The sequence below is a fragment of the Pseudomonas sp. S60 genome (assembly GCF_016647865.1).
GTDB lineage: Bacteria > Pseudomonadota > Gammaproteobacteria > Pseudomonadales > Pseudomonadaceae > Aquipseudomonas > Aquipseudomonas parafulva.
This window is the reverse complement of record NZ_JACVVH010000039.1, coordinates 1-19,300: the sequence shown is the minus strand read 5'-3', so window position 1 is coordinate 19,300 and position 19,300 is coordinate 1. Positions and strand designations below refer to the sequence as shown.

The following is a 19,300-nucleotide window of genomic DNA, read 5'->3' as shown; positions in this document are numbered from 1 at the left end:
GTTCGCGGGATCAGTGTCGTGCCGGCATGGGTCGCTGCTGGCCTGATGACGTATGGGGCCATGTTCCTGTAGTTTTGCCTAAGGGGCAAACGGATAATCCTGCCGCTATTAATGACTTTGATGAATGAATTACCGCCACCTCACCCCATCCATGTCGCTGCTGCTGGCCTTCGAGGCGGCAGCGCGGCACCAGAGCTACACCCGCGCCGCCGCAGAGCTGTCGCTGACGCAAAGTGCCGTAAGCCGCCAGGTGCAGGCCCTGGAGCAGCAGCTTGGGCTGACCTTGTTCCGCCGCGAGGGGCGCCAGGTCCAGCTGACCGATGTGGGGCGCCTTTATCAGCGCGAACTCAGCGAGGCCTTGGGGCGCATCCGCAGCGCGACCTTGCAAGCGCTGGCCTACCAGTCCGGGGTCGGCACCCTGCGCCTGGCCACCCTGCCCACGTTCGGCTCCAAATGGCTGCTGCCACGCCTGCACGCGTTCTACCAGGCGCACCCTGGCATGCTGGTGCACATTCATTCACGCATCGAAGCCATCGACTTCGACACCAGCGAAATCGATGCAGCCATCGGCGTGGCCACCCATGACCTGCCAGGGTTGGTCTGCCACCGCCTGCATGCAGAGCAACTGGTGGTCATCCTGCCCCCGCAGGCGACCACAGATCGCCAGGGCTGGCCGCCCGCGCGCATCAGCGAACAGGTGCTGTTGAACGTGGCCAACAACCCCCATGCCTGGGGCGAATGGTTTTCGCACCACGGCCTGCCGCACCGGGCCATGCGCCTGGGGCCAAGCTTCGAGTTGACGTCGCACCTGATCCAGGCGGTACGGGCCGGTATCGGCATCGGCCTGGTGCCGCGCATTCTGGTGGAGGATGAACTGGCAAAAGGCGAGCTCTACAGCCCTGGCATGGCCTTCGCCAGCGAGCGCAGCTACTACCTGATCTACCCGCCCAGAAACGAAGGGCTGCCTTCGCTCAAGGCATTCAAAGGTTGGTTGCTGGCGCAGATTTGAACGGGCAGCAGCGGCCAATAAAAAACCCGAAGCCGTGCAGGGGCTTCGGGTTTTCGGCTACTTCGACCGCAGCGCTTTACTTGGCTACGCCGCCTGCCGCGTTCTGCGCACTGGCGCTGCGACGTGACTTGACCACGTACGAAACAAACATCACCAGCAACCATACCGGAATCGCGTAGACCGAGTTCTGGATGCCTGGAATCTGCAGCATGATGCCCAGAATGAACAGCACGAAGGCCAGCACCAGGTAGTTGCCGTACGGGTACCACAGCGCCTTGAACAGCGGCTGCTGGCCGCTACGGTTCAGGTGCTGGCGGAACTTGAGGTGCGAATAGCTGATCATCGCCCAGTTGATCACCAGCGTTGCGACCACCAGCGACATGAGCATTTCCAGCGCGTTGGCCGGCATCAGGTAATTGAGCAGCACGGCGATCAGCGTCACCGCTGCCGATACCAGAATCGAACGCACGGGCACCCCACGGCTGTCGACCTTGGCCAGCGCTGCGGGTGCATCGCCCTGCTCAGCCATGCCCAGCAGCATGCGGGCATTGCAGTACGTGCCGCTGTTGTACACCGACAGCGCTGCCGTCAGCACCACGAAGTTCAGCAGGTTGGCGGCCACGTCGCTGCCCAGTAGTGAGAACACCTGAACGAACGGGCTGCTGCCGTAGCTACCGCCAGAGGCATCGATGCTCGCCACCAGGGTGTCCCACGGGGTCAGCGACAGCAATACCACCAGCGCGCCCACGTAGAAGATGAGGATCCGGTAGATAACCTGGTTGATCGCCTTGGGGATGACCGTTTTCGGCTTGTCCGCTTCGGCAGCGGTGAAGCCGAGCATTTCCAGGCCGCCGAACGAGAACATGATGAAAGCCAGGGCCATCACCAGGCCGCTCACGCCATTGGGGAAGAAGCCGCCATGGGACCAGAGGTTGGTCAGGCTCGCGTCCGGGCCGCCATTGCCGCTGGTGAGCAGGTAGGCGCCCAGCGCGATCATGCTGACGATGGCGACCACCTTGATGATGGCGAACCAGAATTCAGCCTCGCCAAACAGCTTCACGTTCATCAGGTTGATGGCGTTGATCAGTACGAAGAACGCAGCCGCCGTGACCCAGACCGGGATCTCCGGCCACCAGTAATGCACATACTTGCCCACCGCCGACAGTTCGGACATGCCTACCAGGATGTAGAGCACCCAGCAGTTCCAACCGGACAGAAAGCCCGCAAAGCCGCCCCAGTAGGTGTGGGCGAAGTGGCTGAACGAACCGGCCACGGGCTCTTCGACGATCATCTCGCCAAGCTGGCGCATGATCAGGAAGGCAATGAAGCCGCAGATGGCATAGCCCAGAATCATCGACGGGCCTGCCGACTTCATCACCCCGGCCGAACCCAGGAACAGCCCCGTACCGATGGCGCCACCCAGCGCGATCAACTGGATGTGGCGATTTTTCAGGCCCCGCTTGAGCTCGCCTGAATGCATGTTGGGTTCAGTCATGAACGAAGTCACCTGCATTGTTTTTATCTGTGACGGAATCGGACCCACCGCGCTCGTGGCGCAGCGGAATGGGCAAGGTGATTACCTTGGGTTTCCTGAGCGAGGTGCCGCCGTGGGCGGATCAGCCTGGTGTGGTCAGGAGTGCGCGGTACGCAAAGGGGTCACAGGTAAAACGCGGCGCACTGTATAACCCTGCAAACGCGCAGGCGTCAACGCATCGCGTCTTTTCTTCGGCGAAAAGCGCAGCGTTCCTGTGGGATTTGCCGTTTAAGGCGGGGTGATCGGCGTACATGGCGCCTCCATTTGTTGTTTTAGCAGCCGGGCTCTGTGGCGGGCTGTTGCACGTAGCAATGGGGGGTATGACACCGTGGCGCGGGGGTTTGGGCAAGAGGGGGTGACGAGGTATGGGCTAGGTGGACGGCGTCGCGGCGGCAATATTTCTTTACGTACGCACGAAAAGTCTGAAATGCAGGGATAGGCTGGGGGTGGGCGTATAGTTTTTTTTACAGATTGGTTTGGAAACTTGCCAGGCGCCTGAAAGGTTGCTGCGGTTCGGGTGATGGGGATGAGGCTAGCGGGGATTTTGCCTGAAGAGGTAGCGCTTGCGAGATCGGGCACTGCTTTGGCGGCGCTCGATCTCACAGGCCGAACGAGGCCGATCAGCCGCGTGGCTTGCCGCGCCCACGGCCTGCTGGCTTGTCGCCGTGCGGCTTGTCGGTACGCTTGCGCATTTCGCTTGGGCGCTCAGCCACGGCACTGCCGCGGTTGGGCTTGCGCGGGGTTTCTTCGCGGGCTGGGCGCTCGGGCGCACCGTCCTGCGCAGGGCGCAGGCTGCGCACGCGCTCGCCACGGCCCAACGGGCGGGACGACTTGCGCTGCAGGCGCTCCATCTTGTCCTTGGCCTTGAGGTTCATGGCCGGCAGCGCTACCGGCTGCAAGCCCACTTCGGCGGCGAGGATGTCGATTTCGCCCTGGCTCATTTCACGCCAGCGGCCCATCGGCAGGTCGGAATTGAGGAACACCGGGCCAAAACGCACGCGCTTCAGGCGGCTGACCACCATGCCCTGGGACTCCCACAGGCGACGCACCTCACGGTTACGCCCTTCCATCACCACACAGTGGTACCAGTGGTTGAAGCCTTCACCACCCGGCGCCTTCTGGATGTCGGTGAATTTCGCCGGGCCGTCTTCGAGCATCACACCCGCCTTCAGGCGTTCGATCATCTCGTCGTCCACCTCACCACGCACCCGCACCGCATATTCACGGTCCATCTCGTAAGAAGGGTGCATCAGGCGGTTGGCCAGCTCACCGTCGGTGGTGAACAGCAGCAGCCCGGTGGTGTTGATGTCGAGGCGGCCGATGTTGATCCAGCGGCCCTCTTTCGGGCGCGGCAGGCGATCGAATACCGTCGGGCGACCTTCAGGGTCGTCACGGGTACAGATTTCACCGTCGGGCTTGTTGTACATGATCACCCGGCGGGTCGCCTCGGCGGCTTCCTCGCGTTTGATCAGCTTGCCGTCAACGGCAATGGCATCGTGCAGGTCGACACGCTGGCCAAGGGTAGCGGCAACGCCGTTGACCTTGATGCGGCCCTGGCTGATCCAGGCCTCGACGTCACGGCGCGAGCCCACGCCAATGCGCGCCAGCACTTTCTGCAGCTTCTCGCCAGCGGGTGGGGTAATTTCGGTTTGTTGCAGGTCTTGCTCACTCATCTGGGCACCTCCCGGTGTAGGAATGAAAACAGGCATTTGGCAGCGAATGCGCCAAAAGGGCCGCGCATCATACGCGGTTCAGCGTGGGAACGCACCGCAGCTTAGCGGGTTTTAACAGCTAGACGCGGCCTTTCTGCCCAGTGGAAGCGCTCAAGGCTCCAGTTTGCCCGGGCTCTCTGCGGCAGGCTCGGTTTCGCGCAGGTCGTCGAAATCGGTCTTGAGCCCCTGCTCCATGGCGTCGAGCTCCACCAACAGGCTTCGGAAGCTGGTTTCGTCCTTCGGTGGCGCAGGGTCTTCCTCTTCCCCAAGACTGGCATCAGCCAACGCCTGCAAGTGGGCGGGCACCGGAGCGTCATCCGGGTCCAGCAGAGGCTCGGGTTCCATTTCCCGCAGGGCGGCAAGGGCGGGCAGGTCTTCCAGGCTTTTGAGGTTGAAGTGGTCGAGAAACGCCTTGGTGGTGGCGAACATCGCGGGCCGGCCTGGTACCTCGCGGTAGCCCACCACGCGAATCCACTCACGCTCCATCAGGGTTTTGACGATATTGCTGTTCACCGCCACACCACGTACGTCTTCGATTTCACCGCGAGTGATGGGCTGGCGGTAGGCGATCAGGGCCAGGGTTTCGAGCAGCGCCCGCGAGTAGCGCTGGGGGCGCTCTTCCCACAGCCTTCCCACCCAGGGGGCATACGCCTCGCGAATCTGCAGGCGGTAACCGCTGGCTACCTCCTTGAGTTCGAACGCACGGCCGTGGCACGACTTGCCCAGCACCTCCAGGGCCTGGCGAAACACCTTCGGCTCGGGGCGCTCGGCCTCTTCGAACAGCTCGTACAAGCGCTCCAGAGACTGGGGTTTGCCCGAGGCCAGCAGGAAGGCTTCAATCAGCGACGCCAGGTCGCGCGGTTCATTCAGGTTCATCGGGTTCTTCAACAGAGGCCGGGCGTAGCCGCACATGAATGGCGGCGAAGGCCTCATTTTGCACCAGTTCCACCAGCGTTTCCTTCACCAGTTCGAGAATGGCCATGAAGGTGACCACCACCCCCAGCTTGCCCTCTTCCGGCGTGAACAGCTCGACAAAGGGTACGAAGCCCCCGCCCTTCAGGCGCTCGAGCACCTGGCTCATGCGCTCGCGGGTCGACAGGGTTTCGCGGGTGATCTGATGGCTTTCGAACAGGTCATTGCGGCGCATCACCTCGGCCATGGAAAACAACAGTTCGTCCAGGCTGACTTCGGGCAGCAGCTTGCGCACCTTGGCCTGCGGCGCTTCCAGGCACGGCACCAGCACCTCGCGCCCCACCCGCGACAACCCGTCGATGCCCTCGGCGGCGGCCTTGAACCGCTCGTACTCCTGCAGCCGGCGGATCAGTTCGGCGCGCGGGTCGCCCTCCTCTTCGTCCACGTCGACAGCGCGCGGCAGCAGCATGCGCGACTTGATCTCGGCAAGCATGGCCGCCATTACCAGGTACTCGGCAGCCAGCTCCAGGCGCACGCTTTTCATCAACTCGACGTACCCCATGTACTGTCGGGTAATTTCGGCCACCGGGATGTCGAGAATGTCGATGTTCTGCTTGCGGATCAGGTACAGCAGCAGGTCCAGCGGGCCTTCGAAGGCTTCGAGGATGACTTCCAGGGCATCGGGCGGGATATACAGGTCCAGCGGCAGCTCGGTAACCGCCTCGCCATACACCAGCGCCAGTTGCAACTGCCTGGGCACCTCGGCCTGGGGGGCCGGGGCCTCAGGCATTGATACCGGGTTCACGCGCTGACCAGGAACGGCGCCGGGTCGCCACAACCTTCGCGGATCAGCGCCGGCTCATCGCCAGACAGGTCGATGATGGTGGAAGCCTTCAGGTCGCCATAGCCGCCGTCGATCACCAGGTCCACATGATGCTCCAGGCGTTCGCGGATTTCGTACGGGTCGGTCATCGGCTCTTCGTCGCCGGGCAGAATCAGAGACACGCTCATCAGCGGCTCGCCCAGTTCTGCCAGCAGCGCCAGGGTGATGGCGTGGTCCGGCACGCGCAGGCCGATGGTGCGGCGCTTCTCGTGCAGCAACAGGCGCGGCACCTCGCGGGTACCGTTCAGAATGAAGGTGTAAGGGCCCGGCACATGGGCCTTGAGCAAGCGGAAGGTGCCGGTGTCGACCTTGGCGTACAGCCCCAGCTGCGACATGTCGCAACACATCAGGGTGAAGTTGTGGGTCTTGTCCAGCCCGCGCAGGCGCCGGACCCGCTCGATGGCGGCCTTGTCACCGATCTTGCAACCCAGGGCGTAGGCCGAGTCGGTGGGGTACACCACCACCCCGCCCTGGCGGATGATCTCCACCGCCTGACGGATCAGCCGCGCCTGCGGGTTCTCCGGATGAATCTGGAAAAATTGGCTCACGTACTCGTCCTGTTCATGCCGACATTGGCTGTTCATGGCTGAAACGGCGCCACAGAGGTGGCAGGTCCTCGGGCAAAGGCCGGTAGGCACCGATCTCGCCCCAGGTGCCGGGGCCGTGGAAATCACTGCCAGCGCTTGCCAGCAGGCCGAATTCACGGGTAAGGATGGACAGGGTACCCACCTGCTCGGCGGGCATCATGCCGTTGACCACTTCAAGCGCCTGCCCACCTGCCTGAATATAGTCGGCTATCAGCCGTCTGCGCTTGCTGCGTGTCAGCGTGTAATGCATCGGGTGGGCCAGGCTTACCCAGGCATTGGACTGACGCAGGGTGGCAACGGTTTCCTCCAGCGTAGGCCAGTGCTGCTTGACGTCGCCCAGCTTGCCGGCCCCCAGCCATTTGCGAAACGCCTCGCCGCGGTCCTTGACGTGCCCGGCCCGTACCAGGTACTCGGCAAAATGCGGGCGCGCCGGCGCGTTGCCGCTGTCGCCCAGTTCGTGCTGCACCTGGCGGGCGCCTTGCAGCGTGCCGGGCATGCCCTTGGCGGCCAGGCGCTTGTCGATCTCTTCGGCGCGCAGCCAGCGGCCGCGGTGTAGCGCCTCGATGGCGGCCAGCAACGGTGGGGCGTCCAGCGGGAAGTCATACCCCAGCACGTGGATGGTGGCGCCACCCCAGGTGCAGGACAACTCCACCCCGCTGACCCAGTGCATGCCGTGCGACTGGCAGGCCTGGCGCGCTTCGGGCAGGCCTTCGAGGGTGTCATGGTCGGTGAGCGCCAGCGTTCGCACCCCATGCTCGAAGGCCCGGGCGACCAGGACCGAAGGCGACAGGGCGCCATCGGAGGCCGTGCTGTGACAGTGCAGATCAACATTCATGGAGTAGCGCTTTCGCTGGAATCGATGTTTGTTATTATGCCGTCACATCCCGGTTCTGGCTGCCATTGTGAAACAATTCATCGATTTCATCCCGCTGCTGCTGTTCTTCATCGTCTACAAGCTGGACCCACGCCCTGTGGAACTGGGTGGGCACAGCTTCGAATTTGGCGGCATCTACAGCGCCACGGCGATGCTCATCGTCAGTTCGCTGGTGGTCTACGGCGCCCTGTTCCTGCGCCAGCGCAGGCTGGAAAAGGGCCAGTGGCTGACGCTGGTCGCCTGCCTGGTGTTCGGCGGCCTCACCCTCACCTTCCACAGCGAAACCTTCCTCAAGTGGAAGGCACCGGTGGTGAACTGGCTGTTCGCCCTGGCCTTCGCTGGCAGCCACTTCATAGGTGACCGGGTGCTGATCAAGCGCATCATGGGCCATGCCCTGACCCTGCCAGAGGCCATCTGGACCCGCCTGAACCTGGCCTGGATAGGCTTTTTCGTGTTCTGCGGTGCCGCCAACCTGTTCGTCGCCTTCACCTTCCAGGACTTCTGGGTGGACTTCAAGGTGTTCGGCAGCCTGGGCATGACCGTGCTCTTCCTGGTGGCACAGGGCGTGTACCTGTCCCGCCACCTGCACGATGACCCCTCTACCTCCAAACCCAAGGATTGACATGCTCTACGCCATCATCGCCAGCGACGTCGCCAACTCCCTGGAAAAACGCCTGGCTGCACGCCCTGCGCACATCGAGCGCCTGCAGCAGCTGAAGGCCGAAGGCCGTGTGGTACTGGCCGGCCCGCACCCGGCCATCGACAGCAACGACCCGGGCGACGCCGGTTTCAGTGGCAGCCTGATCGTTGCCGAATTCGATTCGCTTGCCGCCGCCCAGGCCTGGGCCGATGCCGACCCCTACATCGCTGCGGGTGTGTACGAACAGGTCGTGGTCAAGCCCTTCAAGCAAGTTATGCCTTGATCGCCCTGGCAGCGCCACGCCGGTCACAGTTGCACAAGGGCCTCAGGACTGCGGTATCTTTGCCACTGGCGGACCAACGAGTCGCCGTCAATGGTTGAATTGAGTGAGTCATGAGCGAGCTGTTACTGATTGATGATGACCAGGAGCTGTGCGACCTGCTCGCCAGCTGGCTGACCCAGGAAGGCTTCAGCGTGCGCGCCTGCCACGATGGCCAGGCCGCACGCCAGGCGCTGGCCGATCAGGCGCCGGCCGCCGTGGTGCTGGACGTGATGCTGCCCGACGGCAGCGGCCTGGAGCTGCTCAAGCAACTGCGCAGCGAACACGCCGAACTGCCGGTGCTGATGCTGTCTGCCCGGGGCGAGCCCCTGGACCGTATCCTGGGCCTTGAGCTGGGCGCTGACGATTACCTGGCCAAACCCTGTGACCCACGGGAACTCACTGCGCGCCTGCGCGCCGTGTTGCGCCGCAGCCACCCCACCGCCACCACCAGCCAGCTGGAGCTGGGCGACCTGGTTTACAGCCCTGCCAGGGGCGTGGCCAGTATCGACGGCCGGGAAATGACCCTTACCCTGTCCGAAAGCCGAATTCTCGAGGCCCTGCTGCGGCAGCCGGGCGAGCCGCTGGACAAGCAGGAACTGGCGCAGATCGGCCTTGGCCGCAAGCTGACCCTGTACGACCGCAGCCTCGACATGCATGTGAGCAACCTGCGCAAGAAAATCGGCCCCCATGCCGACGGGCGCCCGCGTATCGTCGCCTTGCGCAGCCGCGGTTACTACTACGCCCAGTGAGCAATGCGCTGCACTAACCAACGGTAGGCCGTGCGCAAACGGCTTGCAGCGACCCCTGCCCCTTTACCTTTCCTTTACCCTGCACTGACGGCGCTTGACGGTCACCGCCCTAGACTGTGCTCATCCGGTCACTGCCGGCCTATGAAAGGAGAGACACCATGCGCAAGACCCTCACCGCCCTGCTGTTCGCCGCCGCCCTGCCAACCGTGGCCATGGCCATGCCTGATGGCGGCCCACGCCCGGACGGCCCGCACCACCGCGGCGGCCCGGCCTTCCATGAGCTGGACCTGACCCGCGACCAACGCGAACAGGTGGGCAAACTGATGGGCGAGCAAATGCAGCAGCGTCGCGACATCACCGAGCGTTACCTGGAGAAGCTGCCGGCTGCCGACCAGAAGGCCATGAAAGACGAACTGCAGGCCAGCCGCGACAAGACCGACAGCGCCGTACGCAACCTGCTCAAGCCTGACCAGCAGAAGAAGTTCGACGAACTGCAGAAAGAACGCGCAGCCAAACGCGCCGAATGGCAGGAATTCCAGACCTGGAAAGCTGAAAAAGCCAAGAAGGCCCAGTAAGCTTTCAACTCGACGCCCGCCCCGCATCAGGCCAGCCTGGTGCGCGGCGGGCTTTTACCGTTTGTGGAGGTGCTCGTGCGTTCATTGTTCTGGCGCATTCTGGCCAGTTTCTGGCTGGCCATCGCCCTTGTGGCAGGGTTGTCGATCCTGCTGGGGCACATGCTCAACCAGGACGCCTGGATACTCAGCCGTCACCCAGGGCTCAATACCCTGGCCAGCCAGTGGGCCAAGCACTACGAGCAAGAGGGTGTAGACCCGGCGCAGCGTTTTCTGGAGCGGCGCAAGGACCGCTACAAGATCGACGTGCAGGTGCTGGACGACAGCGGCGATGCCGTGGTCCCCGGCACCTTCCCGCGCCGGGCCGCCGCACTGGAGGCACGCCAGCACAATGATGAACGCCGCTTGCCGTGGCGCCGGCTGACCGAGGAATACACCAGCCCCAAGTCGGGCAACTCCTACCTGCTTATCTACCGCATTCCACACCCGGCCCTGGACGCCTGGCACCGCGAGAGCCTGCTGTGGCCACTGAGTGCGCTGGGGATCGCGCTGGTGGTGCTGACCCTGTTCAGCCTGCTGGTAACGCTGTCGATCACCCGCCCGCTAAGCCGGCTGCGCAGCGCCGTGCATGACCTGGGCCAGACCACCTACCAGCAGAACAGCCTGGCGCAACTGGCGGCCAGGCGCGACGAGTTCGGCGTACTGGCGCAGGATTTCAACAAGATGGGGGCGCGCCTGCAGAGCACGATCGGCAGCCAACGCCAGTTGCTGCGCGACGTGTCTCACGAGCTGCGTTCGCCGCTGGCCCGGCTGCGCATTGCCCTGGCCCTGGCTGAACGGGCGGACCCCGAGCAGCGCGAGGCCCTATGGCCACGCCTGGCCCGCGAGTGTGACCGGCTGGAAGACCTGATCAGCGAGATTCTCACCCTGGCCAGGGTCGATGCCGACCAGGCCCATGCCGAACCGGTCGACCTCAATGCCCTGTTGGGTAGCGTGCGCAAGGACGCACTGCTAAGCGCACCCGAACAGGACGTGCGCCTGGAGGCGCAGCCGGGCCTGACCCTACACGGTTGGCCCACGCTCATCGAGCGGGCCGTGGATAACCTGCTGCGCAACGCACTGCGCTTCAACCCGCCAGGCCAACCCGTGGAGTTGCGCGCTGTACGCGAAGGCGATCAGGTGCGGGTGAGCGTGCGTGATCACGGCCCAGGCGCGGCGGCGGCGCACCTGACGCGGCTGGGTGAACCGTTCTTCCGCGCGCCTGGGCAGGAAGCCCCAGGCCACGGCCTGGGGTTGGCCATCGCCCGAAAGGCGGCTGAGCGCCATGGCGGCGGCCTGACACTGGAAAACCACCCGCAAGGTGGCTTTGTGGCGACACTGGAGCTGCCAGTGGCCGAGGCCGCGGGCAGTTGAGGCAAGGGCCGCTGCCTAGCCCCAGGTACTGACGAAATCGGCGGTTTGCAGCACGGGCGCCGTACGCGGCTCGTTCAGCGGGGTACCCACATACAGGAAGCCGATCAGCTCTTCATTGTCCGCAAGGCCAAGGCCTTGGTGCACATGCGCATCGAAGGCCAGGTCACCGGTGCGCCACACCGCACCAATACCTTGGGCGTGGGCGGCAATGAGGATACCGTGCGCCGCACAGCCCGCAGCCAGACGCTGTTCGGATTTCGGTACCTTGAAGTGATCCTGCAGGCTTGCGACCACCACGATCAGCAGCGGCGCCCGCAGCGGCATCGCTCGCGCCTTGTCCAGCGCCGCCTCGGTCGCCTCGCCTTTGCCCTTCACGGCCTCGGCGAACAGCTCACCCAAACGCTCGCGCGCGGCACCCTCGATGGTGAGGAACCGCCAAGGCCGCAACTGGCCATGGTCCGGCGCACGCAAGGCGGCCTGGAACAGCGCTTCACGCTGGGCCTCATTGGGCGCCGGGTCGGTGAGGCGTGGCACGGAAACACGGTTGAGCAATGCGTCGAGAGCCTCCATCGGCTACCCTCCTGATAATTGAATGTGCGGTCATTCTCAGGCTGCAAGCCACAAGCTGCAAGCAGCACGGCAGGCAGCTGCCGATTGGGCTTGAGCCTGCGCGCCTCGCAGGTAGAATGGCGCCCTTCCGTTCCGAGCCCGAGCACAGCACATGGCGTTGCCGACCCTGAGGATCATTGGTTTCATCATCGGCATCTTCCTGATCACGCTGGCGGTGGGCATGGCCGTCCCCATGGCGACACTGGTGATTTTCGAACGTACCAGTGACATGCCGTCGTTCCTGTGGTCGAGCCTGATCACCTTCCTGGCAGGCCTGGCGCTGGTCATCCCGGGGCGCCCCGAGCACGTGCACCTGCGCCCGCGTGACATGTACCTGCTGACCGTGTGCAGCTGGCTGGTGGTCTGCGTGTTCGCCGCGTTGCCGTTTCTGCTTACCCAGCACATCAGCTACACCGACGCTTTCTTCGAAAGCATGTCCGGCATCACCGCCACGGGCGCTACCGTCCTCAGCGGGCTGGACACCATGTCGCCCGGCATCCTGATGTGGCGGTCGATGCTGCACTGGCTGGGGGGTATCGGCTTCATCGCCATGGCGGTGGCGATCCTGCCGCTGCTGCGTATCGGTGGCATGCGGCTGTTCCAGACCGAATCCTCCGACCGCTCGGAGAAGGTCATGCCACGCTCGCACATGGTGGCCAAGTCCATCGTGGCGGTGTACGTGGGCTTCTCGATACTGGGTGCGCTGGCCTTCTGGTGGGCCGGCATGAGCCCGTTCGACGCCATCAACCATGCCATGTCGGCGATCTCCACCGGTGGCTTCTCCACCTCGGACCAATCCCTGGCCAAGTGGGACATCCCTGCCGTGCACTGGGTGGCCGTGGTGGTGATGATTCTTGGCAGCCTGCCGTTCACCCTGTACGTGGCCACCCTGCGCGGCAACCGCGGCGCGCTGATCCGCGACCAGCAGGTGCAGGGCCTGCTCGGCATGCTGGTGGTCACCTGGCTGGTGCTGGGCACCTGGTACTGGTACACCACCAACCTGCACTGGCTCGACGCCCTGCGGCACGTTGCGCTGAACGTCACGTCGGTGGTCACCACCACCGGCTTTGCCTTGGGCGACTACAGCCTGTGGGGCAACTTCTCGCTGATGCTGTTCTTCTACCTGGGCTTCGTCGGTGGCTGCTCCGGCTCAACCGCCGGGGGCATCAAGATTTTCCGCTTCCAGGTGGCCTACATTCTGCTGAAGGCCAACCTCAACCAGCTGATCCACCCGCGTGCGGTGATCAAGCAGAAGTACAACGGCCACCGCCTGGACGAAGAAATCGTGCGGTCCATTCTCACGTTCTCGTTTTTCTTCGCCATCACCATCTGCGTCATGGCGCTGCTGCTGTCGCTGCTGGGCGTGGACTGGATGACCGCGCTCACGGGCGCTGCCGGTACCGTTTCCGGGGTGGGGCCTGGGCTGGGAGAGGTGATCGGCCCATCGGGCAATTACGCCAAGCTGCCGGATGCCGCCAAGTGGATCCTGGCCAGCGGCATGCTGTTGGGGCGCCTGGAGATCATTACCGTGCTGGTGTTGTGCATGCCTGCATTCTGGCGTCACTGACCGCATCGGCCTGGGTGCCCAAGCGGGCGCGGTATTCGGTGGGGGTGGTGTCGAACCAGCGGCGGAAGGCCCGGTAGAAATTGCTGGGGTCGGCAAAGCCCAGCAGGTAGGCGGTTTCCAGCAGCGTCATGCCAGGCTGGGCCAGGTACTGCTCGGCCAGTTCGCGCCGGGTGTCATCGAGCAGCGACTGAAAACTCGTGCCCTCCTCCTGCAAGCGCCGCTGCAGCGTGCGTTGCGACAGGTGCAGGGCCTGGGCCAGGGTTTCGCGCTTCGGTTCCCCTTGGGGCAGGATGCGGCAGAGCACCTGGCGCACCCGGTGGGTAACCCGGGTTTCGGAGAAGCGTGCCAGGTATTCACCGGCAAAACGGTCATGCAGCACAGCCATGGCCTCGTTGGCGGTTGGCAGCGGTGCCTCCATGTCGGCGCGCTCGAACACCAGTGCATCGTGAGGCGCACCAAACACCAGGGGTGAATGGAAGGCGACCTTGTACGGCTCCACGTTTTTCGGCTGGGGGCCTTGCACCAGAACCCGGCGCGGCTGCACCGGCCGGCCGCTCAGCCATTTGCACAGCGCCAGCGCACAGGCCAGGGACGCCTCGGCACTGTGCCGGGTCGGCGGCAGGTGATCGCCATGCACGGTCAGGATCAACGAATAGCCCTCGGCACCCAAGGTGAAACTCAGGTCGGAGCTTTCGGCGATGATGCGCTGGTAGCGCACCAGCCGTTCGAAACCTTCCGCCAGGGTACGGCTGGACATCAAGGCGTAGCCCACCACGTGGAAAGAAGCGGGCCGCACCACGCGCGCCATGTTCAGGCCGATGGCCTCGTTGCCCGAGAGCTCGACGGCCAATTGCCAAAGCCGGGTCATGGAATCTTGCGCAAAGCGTGCGTCAGGGTCGTCGAGGGCGGCAAAATCAAGCCCCAACTGCCGGAACATGGCCTGGCAGTCCAGCCCCTCCAGCTCGAGCGCCTTCACGATCCCTGATGCCCAGCTGGCTGACGTGGTTCTTTCGCTCATGGCATGCTTCTTATCCTGACCGCGCCTGCGGTGAACCCCAAGGATACTCAATTGGCGCCTATTGTCACTGGTCGGCCCCGCCAATGACTCTAGACTCGAATCAGGCTCCACGCCGTGCATCCCGTCCAGAAGTCCCAACCCGGAGCACTGACATGCACCCCACCGCGCCATTTCGCAGTTTTGCCGAGTTCTACCCGTATTACCTGGGCGAGCACAGCAACCCCACGTGCCGCCGCCTGCACTTCGTTGGCACCAGCCTGGTGATCGCCCTGCTGGCCTACACCCTGGGCAGCGGTAAATGGCTTCTACTGCTGGCAGTACCGGTGGTAGGCTATGGCTTCGCCTGGGTCGGGCATTTCTTCTTCGAAAAAAACCGGCCAGCCACCTTCACCTACCCGCTCTACAGCCTGATCGGTGATTTCGCCATGTTCAGGGATGTGCTGTTGGGCAAGGTTCGGCTGTAGCCCTCACACCTGAACAGGCGCCTTCTGCACCACGGTGCCAGCCTGCGCCTCGGCCAGCCGATACAGTTCGATCGTGCCATCCCAATGCTCAATCAGCGCGGTGCACGACTCGACCCAGTCCCCACAGTTCAAGTACTCCACTTCCCCTACCTTGCGCATCTCGGCGTGATGGATGTGCCCGCACACTACCCCGTGAAAGCCACGGCGAGTGCATTCGTGGGCGATGGCTTGCTCAAAGTCGCTGATGAAGTTCACCGCGCCCTTGACCTTGTGCTTGAGGTAAGCCGACAGCGACCAGTAACCATAACCATACCGGGCACGCCAGTGATTGAGCCAACGGTTGAGCACCAGGGTGAACTCGTAGGCGCGGTCCCCGAGAAACGCCAGCCAGCGATGGTAGCGGGTGATCACATCGAACTGGTCACCGTGTACCACCAGCAGGCGGCGGCCGTCAGCGGTCAGGTGCTCGGCCTCGTCCACCAACTGGATATTGCCCAGTACCAGCTTTGAATAACGGCGCAGAAACTCGTCATGGTTGCCGGTAACGTAGATAACTTCCGTACCCCGCTTGCTCATGGTGAGCAGGCGGCGGATGACGTTGGTGTGGGCCTGCGGCCAGTAGATGCCGCCACGCAGCTTCCAGCCGTCGATGATGTCACCCACCAGGTAGATACGGTCGGCCTGATAAGCCTTCAAAAACCGTGACAAGCGCTCGGCCTGGCAGTCACGGGTGCCCAGGTGCACGTCCGAGATCCACAGGGTACGCACCCGCTGCTTGCGCAAGGGGCGGGACAGTTCGGCATGGGTCATGGGCAGGCTCCGGCGCTGTTTGCTGGAGACTGGCAGCCGGGTATGACAGTGCCATGGCAAAACGGTGACCGATGATGGCAGGGGCCGGATCATGCACAATGCCCTGCCTGCCTGAGGAAACTGCTCGATGAACCACCGCACTGCCCTGGGCGCCTTGCACATAGGCGCGTTGTTTTTCGGCCTGACCGGCGTGCTCGGCAAACTGGCGGCCAGCGCCAGCCCGTCGGTCATCGTATTTGGCCGGGCGGGCTTTGCAGTACTGGCCCTGGCGGCCTTTGCCAGCCTGGCTGGCCCCGGCTGGCGCCGGCCCTGCGCCCGAGACAGCCTTCAATTGCTGCTCGGCGGCCTGCTGCTGGCCGGGCACTGGGTGAGTTTTTTCATCGCTGTAAGGGTTGGCGGCGTGGCCATCGCCACGCTGGGCTTCGCCAGTTTCCCGGCCTTTACCGTGGTGCTCGAAGGGTTGCTGTTCCGCGAGCGTATCCGGGCTAAAGAAGCGGTATTGGTGCTGCTGGTAAGCGTTGGGCTGGTGTTGGTGACACCTTCCTTCGACCTTGCCAGCGAAGCCACTGGCGGCCTGCTCTGGGCGCTGCTTTCGGGGCTGCTGTTCTCACTGCTGTCGCTCACCAACCGGGCACGCTCAGGTGGCCTGCCAGCGGTGCAGGCCGCGCTGTGGCAGAACCTGGTGGTCGGGCTGTGCCTGCTGCCCTTCGCCACCCCTGACCTGGCCGAGGTCACGGCCATGGACTGGGCGTGGCTGGGCCTGCTGGGTGTTTTCTGCACGGGGGTGGCCCACAGCCTGTTCGTGGCCAGCCTTGGCGTGGTCAAGGCGCGTACAGCGGCGCTGGTGTTCTGCATGGAGCCCATTTACGGTATTGCCCTGGCCTGGCTGATCTTCGCCGAAACCCCGAGCCCGCGCATGCTGCTGGGGGGCGCGCTGATCCTGTGCGCCATCGTACTGGCCAGCCGCCAGGGCGCGGCGCAACCGCCCAGGCAACGGCCACAGGTGCAGCAAGGTTAATCAGCGGTCGTTGTGCCCCAGGTCGCGCTGAGGGTCGATCTGATCGCGCACGCGCTGCTTCAATACCTTGGCCTCGGGGAAGCCGCCGTCGGCCTTGCGCTCCCAGATCTGCACACCGTTGCAGGTGATGCGAAACACCCCGCCCGTGCCAGGCTGCAGTGCCACCTGCCCCAGGTCGTCGGCAAACGTGCTGAGCAGCTCCTGGGCCAGCCAGCCGGCGCGCAGCAACCACTGGCACTGGGTGCAATACGTGATGACAATTTCCGGTTTGCTTTCGGCCATGGTGGCGGGTCTCCAGGTGGGTGGCCGCTTATACTAGCGGGCTTTCGCCTCCGGTTTGAGACCTACGATGCGCCGTTCGCTGTTCTGCCTGCTGCTTACCCTCGCCTGTTTCACGGCAATGGCCGCCGAGCCTGCCAGGCCTAAAGTCGGCCTGGTGTTGTCTGGCGGTGCGGCCCGTGGCCTGGCCCACATCGGCGTACTGAGGGCGCTGGAGGAACAGGGCGTGCATATTGATGCGATTGCCGGCACCAGCATGGGTGCGGTGGTGGGCGGCCTGTATGCGTCGGGCTACAGCGTTCAGGAGCTGGAACACCTGGCCACCACCCTCGACTGGCAGCAGGCGCTCTCTGACGCGCCCCCTCGCGAAGACGTGCCGTTTCGCCGCAAGCAGGACGACCGCGACTTTCTGGTGCGGCAAAAGCTGAGCTTTCGCGACGATGGCAGCCTGGGCCTGCCGCTGGGGGTGATCCAGGGGCAGAACCTGGCGTTGCTGCTGGAGAGCAAGCTGGCCCACACCGCCGACACGCGGGACTTCGACAAGCTGCCGATCCCGTTCCGCGCCGTGGCCACCGACATCGCCAGTGGCGAAAAAGTGGTGTTCAGCCAGGGGCACCTGCCCCAGGTGATCCGCGCCAGCATGTCCATCCCTGCGGTATTCGCCCCCGTAGAACTGGATGGCCGCCTGCTGGTGGATGGCGGAATGGTCGACAATATTCCGCTGGATGTGGCCCGGGACATGGGGGTAGACGTGGCTATCGTGGTCGATATCGGCACCCCGCTGCGTGACCGCAAGCAATTGTTGACGGTGGTCGATGTGCTCACCCAGTCGATCACCCTGATGACCCGGCGCAACTCCGAGGCGCAGCTGGCCAACCTGCGCCGTGACGACATCCTCGTGCAACCACCACTGGCTGCCTATGGCGTGGCCGATTTCAGCCGCGCCAGGGACATGATCGATGCCGGCTACCGCGCCGCCAGCCTGCTGGCTCCGCGCCTGGCTGCGCTGGCCCGCCCCGAAGGTGAAGGCGAGCTGGCAGTGGCTCGCTCACCCCACCAGCGCACCCCTGTGATTAGCGCCATCAAGATTGAAAACGACTCGAAGGTGAGCGATCAGGTGATCCGTTCATACATCCGCCAGCCGATCGGTGCGCCACTGGAGCTGAGCCACCTGGAAACCGACATGGGCACCCTGTACGGCCTCGATTACTTCGACCGGGTGCAGTACCGCGTGGTGCACAGGGGTGATGACAATACCCTGGTGATCAACGCGCGGGGGCGCCGCGGCGGCACCGACTACCTGCGCCTTGGCCTCAACCTGTCGGACGACCTGCGTGGGGAAAGCGCCTTCAACCTGGGTGCCAGCTACCGGGTGAATGGCATCAACAGCCTGGGGGCCGAGTGGCTGACCCGCGGCCAGATCGGTGATGAGCAAGCGCTGTACAGCGAGTTCTATCAACCCCTGGACGCCGGGTCGCGCTACTTCGTGGCGCCGTACCTGGACATGGGCTCCAGCAACATCGTGGCTTCATTGCAAAACGACCCCATTGCCGAGTACCGCCTGGAGCGGTATGGGTTTGGCATCAACGTGGGCCGGCAGATCGGCAACAACGGCGAAGTGCGCCTGGGGGCGGGCAAAGCCTGGGGCCAGGCCGAAGTGCGTATCGGCGACCAGGACCTGCCCAAGGTCAGTTTCAATGAAGGGTTCTATGAGCTGAAGTACTCGTTCGACACACTGGACAACGTCTACTTTCCACACCACGGCGAAGACATCAGCCTGAGCTTGCGCAAGTTCGACAAGTCACTGGACTCTGACGTCAACTATCGTCAATGGTTGTTCAACCTGGACAAGGCCATCAGCAGCGGGCCGAACACCTTCGTGCTGGGCGGGCGCTATGGGCGCACGCTGGATGCCACCGATGTGGTGACCTCCAGTTTCGTGATGGGCGGTGCGCGCGAGCTTTCCGGTTTTCGGCAGGGCTCGGTGACGGGGCAGAACGTGAGCCTGATGCGCATGGTGTATTACCGTCGCCTGACCCCGCAGGCGTATGTGCCGCTGGACTTCCCGCTGTACATCGGCGGCTCGCTGGAACGCGGCCGGGCCTGGAACAACGACAATGAGTTCGACAGTGGCTACATCAACGCCGCCAGTATCTTCCTGGGCCTGGAAACACCACTCGGGCCGCTTACCTTCACCTACGGCGCCAACAGTGCCCACGAGCAGGCGGTGTACCTGAACCTGGGCCAGACGTTTTAGGCTCGCAAGGATGCTATGCCCCTGTGGGAGCGGGTTTACCCGCGAAGCAGGCAGCGCGGTGCATGGCACCG

The 19,300-nt window shown here is 64.0% G+C and carries 21 protein-coding genes; 11 read left to right on the top strand and 10 right to left on the bottom strand.

What is annotated here, in order from left to right; all coding sequences use genetic code 11:
* The first annotated feature begins 124 nt into the window (after window positions 1-124).
* Window positions 125-1,009: a LysR substrate-binding domain-containing protein gene (locus IAE33_RS18540; protein WP_201164583.1), complete on the top strand. Its 885-nt coding sequence runs from the start codon at window positions 125-127 to the stop codon at window positions 1,007-1,009.
* 76 nt (window positions 1,010-1,085) lie between these two features.
* Here IAE33_RS18540 and IAE33_RS18535 read toward each other — a convergent pair whose 3' ends face one another.
* Window positions 1,086-2,504 (bottom strand): amino acid permease, encoded by a 1,419-nt coding sequence (locus IAE33_RS18535; RefSeq protein WP_201164582.1) that lies wholly within the window; start codon window positions 2,502-2,504, stop codon window positions 1,086-1,088.
* 68 nt (window positions 2,505-2,572) lie between these two features.
* Here IAE33_RS18535 and IAE33_RS18530 point away from each other — a divergent pair, with 68 nt between their 5' ends.
* Entirely contained in the window at window positions 2,573-2,785 is a 213-nt protein-coding gene (locus IAE33_RS18530; RefSeq protein WP_201164581.1) for a hypothetical protein, read from the top strand.
* 378 nt (window positions 2,786-3,163) lie between these two features.
* On the opposite strand, the gene rluB is transcribed toward IAE33_RS18530, so the two are convergent.
* The 5 genes from rluB to IAE33_RS18505 form a co-directional block, all read right to left on the bottom strand.
* The gene (rluB, locus tag IAE33_RS18525; protein WP_201164580.1) at window positions 3,164-4,216 is read right to left on the bottom strand and encodes a 23S rRNA pseudouridine(2605) synthase RluB; all 1,053 of its coding nucleotides are present in this window, start codon (window positions 4,214-4,216) and stop codon (window positions 3,164-3,166) included.
* A 150-nt stretch (window positions 4,217-4,366) separates the two neighbouring features.
* Window positions 4,367-5,131, bottom strand: a complete 765-nt coding sequence (gene scpB, locus IAE33_RS18520; protein ID WP_201164579.1) for an SMC-Scp complex subunit ScpB — start codon at window positions 5,129-5,131, stop codon at window positions 4,367-4,369.
* Window positions 5,118-5,843: a segregation and condensation protein A gene (locus IAE33_RS18515; RefSeq protein WP_201164597.1), complete on the bottom strand. Its 726-nt coding sequence runs from the start codon at window positions 5,841-5,843 to the stop codon at window positions 5,118-5,120. The genes scpB and IAE33_RS18515 overlap by 14 nt, the downstream gene beginning before the upstream one ends.
* A gap of 125 nt (window positions 5,844-5,968) precedes the next feature.
* A complete protein-coding gene (locus IAE33_RS18510; protein WP_201164578.1) occupies window positions 5,969-6,598 on the bottom strand; it encodes an L-threonylcarbamoyladenylate synthase in 630 nt (209 codons plus the stop codon).
* A gap of 13 nt (window positions 6,599-6,611) precedes the next feature.
* Window positions 6,612-7,472 carry a PHP domain-containing protein gene (locus IAE33_RS18505; RefSeq protein ID WP_060481391.1) on the bottom strand — a complete coding sequence of 287 codons (861 nt, stop codon included), beginning with the start codon at window positions 7,470-7,472 and terminating at the stop codon, window positions 6,612-6,614.
* A gap of 67 nt (window positions 7,473-7,539) precedes the next feature.
* Between IAE33_RS18505 and IAE33_RS18500 the strand changes: the two genes are divergently transcribed.
* The 5 genes from IAE33_RS18500 to IAE33_RS18480 all read left to right on the top strand — a co-directional run bounded on the left by IAE33_RS18500 (window position 7,540) and on the right by IAE33_RS18480 (window position 11,207).
* Window positions 7,540-8,133 carry a septation protein A gene (locus IAE33_RS18500; protein WP_201164577.1) on the top strand — a complete coding sequence of 198 codons (594 nt, stop codon included), beginning with the start codon at window positions 7,540-7,542 and terminating at the stop codon, window positions 8,131-8,133.
* Between the two features lies 1 nt (window position 8,134).
* Window positions 8,135-8,434: a YciI family protein gene (locus tag IAE33_RS18495; protein WP_060481389.1), complete on the top strand. Its 300-nt coding sequence runs from the start codon at window positions 8,135-8,137 to the stop codon at window positions 8,432-8,434.
* 110 nt (window positions 8,435-8,544) lie between these two features.
* Window positions 8,545-9,222 carry a response regulator transcription factor gene (locus IAE33_RS18490; RefSeq protein ID WP_201164576.1) on the top strand — a complete coding sequence of 226 codons (678 nt, stop codon included), beginning with the start codon at window positions 8,545-8,547 and terminating at the stop codon, window positions 9,220-9,222.
* A gap of 158 nt (window positions 9,223-9,380) precedes the next feature.
* Entirely contained in the window at window positions 9,381-9,797 is a 417-nt protein-coding gene (locus IAE33_RS18485; protein WP_028635483.1) for a Spy/CpxP family protein refolding chaperone, read from the top strand.
* Between the two features lie 69 nt (window positions 9,798-9,866).
* A complete protein-coding gene (locus IAE33_RS18480; protein WP_201164575.1) occupies window positions 9,867-11,207 on the top strand; it encodes a sensor histidine kinase in 1,341 nt (446 codons plus the stop codon).
* 15 nt (window positions 11,208-11,222) lie between these two features.
* Here IAE33_RS18480 and IAE33_RS18475 read toward each other — a convergent pair whose 3' ends face one another.
* Window positions 11,223-11,777, bottom strand: a complete 555-nt coding sequence (locus IAE33_RS18475) for a nitroreductase family protein (RefSeq protein WP_201164574.1) — start codon at window positions 11,775-11,777, stop codon at window positions 11,223-11,225.
* Window positions 11,778-11,928: 151 nt separating this feature from the next.
* On the opposite strand from IAE33_RS18475, the gene IAE33_RS18470 reads away from it, so the two are divergent.
* Window positions 11,929-13,383, top strand: a complete 1,455-nt coding sequence (locus tag IAE33_RS18470; RefSeq protein WP_201164573.1) for a TrkH family potassium uptake protein — start codon at window positions 11,929-11,931, stop codon at window positions 13,381-13,383.
* On the opposite strand, the gene IAE33_RS18465 is transcribed toward IAE33_RS18470, so the two are convergent.
* Entirely contained in the window at window positions 13,340-14,401 is a 1,062-nt protein-coding gene (locus IAE33_RS18465) for an AraC family transcriptional regulator (protein WP_028635479.1), read from the bottom strand. The genes IAE33_RS18470 and IAE33_RS18465 overlap by 44 nt on opposite strands.
* A 152-nt stretch (window positions 14,402-14,553) precedes the next feature.
* On the opposite strand from IAE33_RS18465, the gene IAE33_RS18460 reads away from it, so the two are divergent.
* Entirely contained in the window at window positions 14,554-14,865 is a 312-nt protein-coding gene (locus IAE33_RS18460; protein WP_028635478.1) for a DUF962 domain-containing protein, read from the top strand.
* Window positions 14,866-14,868: 3 nt separating this feature from the next.
* Here the strand turns inward: IAE33_RS18460 and IAE33_RS18455 are convergent, their stop codons facing one another.
* The gene (locus IAE33_RS18455) at window positions 14,869-15,675 is read right to left on the bottom strand and encodes a UDP-2,3-diacylglucosamine diphosphatase (protein ID WP_201164572.1); all 807 of its coding nucleotides are present in this window, start codon (window positions 15,673-15,675) and stop codon (window positions 14,869-14,871) included.
* 127 nt (window positions 15,676-15,802) lie between these two features.
* Between IAE33_RS18455 and IAE33_RS18450 the strand changes: the two genes are divergently transcribed.
* On the top strand, window positions 15,803-16,693 hold the full coding sequence (locus tag IAE33_RS18450) for a DMT family transporter (RefSeq protein WP_201164571.1): 891 nt from the start codon (window positions 15,803-15,805) through the stop codon (window positions 16,691-16,693).
* On the opposite strand, the gene IAE33_RS18445 is transcribed toward IAE33_RS18450, so the two are convergent.
* Window positions 16,694-16,975: a SelT/SelW/SelH family protein gene (locus IAE33_RS18445; protein WP_028635475.1), complete on the bottom strand. Its 282-nt coding sequence runs from the start codon at window positions 16,973-16,975 to the stop codon at window positions 16,694-16,696. It abuts the gene before it with no gap.
* Window positions 16,976-17,042: 67 nt separating this feature from the next.
* Here IAE33_RS18445 and IAE33_RS18440 point away from each other — a divergent pair, with 67 nt between their 5' ends.
* On the top strand, window positions 17,043-19,229 hold the full coding sequence (locus IAE33_RS18440) for a patatin-like phospholipase family protein (protein ID WP_201164570.1): 2,187 nt from the start codon (window positions 17,043-17,045) through the stop codon (window positions 19,227-19,229).
* Window positions 19,230-19,300: the final 71 nt, after the last annotated feature.